The following is a 1,324-nucleotide window of genomic DNA, read 5'->3' as shown; positions in this document are numbered from 1 at the left end:
CGCGGACGGGAGGCGGCGGCCGACCTGCGGCGCGCCGCCGAGCTGTCCGCGGCCTGCGAGGGGGCGAGGACGCCCCTGCTCCGCTTCTCCGAGGGCGCCGAACCGCTCACGCCACGCGAACGCGAGGTCGCGTCGCTCGCGGCGCAGGGCCTGAGCTCGAACGAGATCGCCGGGCGACTGTTCCTCTCGACCCGCACCGTGGACAACCACCTGCAGTCGACGTACGCGAAGCTCGGCATCCGCGGACGTCGCGAGCTGCACCTGCCGACCGATCCGATCGTCGGCCGGAGCTGACCCGGGTCAGGCGGTGACCACGTCGCCGCGCACCTGCTCGAGGCGCTCGCCGACCCGCGCCACCGCGTCGTGGGCGACGCCCAGGTCGGCGAGGCTCGTGAGCAGCGTCTGGACGATGCGGTCGAACGCGGCATCCGTGATCTCGAGGCCCTCGTGCGCCTCGGCGAGGCTGCGACCCGAGAACGCCTGGGGGCCGCCGAACGCCGCGGCGAGGAACGCGCGCTGGTGCGCCCGGAGCCGGTCGAGGTCGACCTCCCGGAACCACGGCCCGAGCTCGTCGTCGGCGACGACCCGCCGGTAGAGGAGTGCGACCGCCGTGCGCACGCCGTCCGGTCCGCCGACCTCGTCGTACAGCTCGGTCATCCCGCCTCCCTCGTCCCTGCGATCCTAGGCCGCCCGCACCGTCCCGGCGCGAGCGCCTCGTCGGCGATCTGCAGGCCGCACCGCACACCGCGTGCGACGATGCCACCATGGCCCCCCGCATCGAGTTCGAGCGCGATGTCTTCTCGTCGACCGGGTGGACGCTGCTCGTCGACGGCGCCGCCCAGTCGCACGTCGACGCGGACGATCCGACCCGCCTGTTCTTCGAGTACGTGCGACGCATCGGCAACGTCATCGACGCGCTGGCCGATCCCGGCGCCCCCATCACGGCGCTGCACCTCGGCGGGGGCGCGATGAGCCTCGCGCGGTACGTCGCGGCGACACGTCCCGACTCGCGCCAGGTCGTCGTCGAGGCCGACGCCCGGCTCGTCGCGCTCGTGACCGAGCGACTCCCGCTGCCCTCGGCCTCTGGCGTCTCGATCATGGTCGCCGACGCGCGCGACGCCCTCGCGCGACTCGATGCGGAGCTCGCCTTCGACCTGGTGGTCGTCGACCTCTACTCCCGGCTCGAGGCCCCCGCGTTCGTCGACGATCCCGCGTTCCTCGGCGCGTGCCTCGGCCGCCTCGGCCCGGCCGGCGTGATGGTCGTGAACGTGGCGGATGCGCCGGGCGGCCCCCGCCTCGCTGCGCAGGCGCGCGGCATCGCGCG

The 1,324-nt window shown here is 74.6% G+C and carries 3 protein-coding genes; 2 read left to right on the top strand and 1 reads right to left on the bottom strand.

Translation table 11 applies throughout. The annotated features are described in order from the left end of the window. Positions 1–294: helix-turn-helix domain-containing protein (locus ESO86_RS17120; RefSeq protein WP_242492439.1), on the top strand; the 294-nt coding region annotated here is incomplete at its 5' end. A gap of 6 nt (positions 295–300) precedes the next feature. Here the strand turns inward: ESO86_RS17120 and ESO86_RS17115 are convergent. Then, positions 301–657, bottom strand: a complete 357-nt coding sequence (locus ESO86_RS17115) for a group I truncated hemoglobin (RefSeq protein WP_129235977.1) — start codon at positions 655–657, stop codon at positions 301–303. A 107-nt stretch (positions 658–764) separates the two neighbouring features. Between ESO86_RS17115 and ESO86_RS17110 the strand changes: the two genes are divergently transcribed. Next, the coding region (locus ESO86_RS17110; RefSeq protein ID WP_129235976.1) for a spermidine synthase at positions 765–1,324 on the top strand (560 nt) is incomplete at its 3' end.

Source organism: Agromyces binzhouensis, assembly GCF_004135055.1.
Taxonomy (GTDB): Bacteria; Actinomycetota; Actinomycetes; order Actinomycetales; family Microbacteriaceae; genus Agromyces; species Agromyces binzhouensis.
The sequence above is the reverse complement of the archived record's forward strand: the minus strand, read 5'-3'. Positions and strand labels throughout refer to the sequence as shown.

Bases quoted from the DNA above. Each gene is read 5' to 3' on its own strand.
- ESO86_RS17115 (WP_129235977.1), bottom strand. From the start codon at position 657: ATGACCGAGCTGTACGACGAGGTCGGCGGACCGGACGGCGTGCGCACG.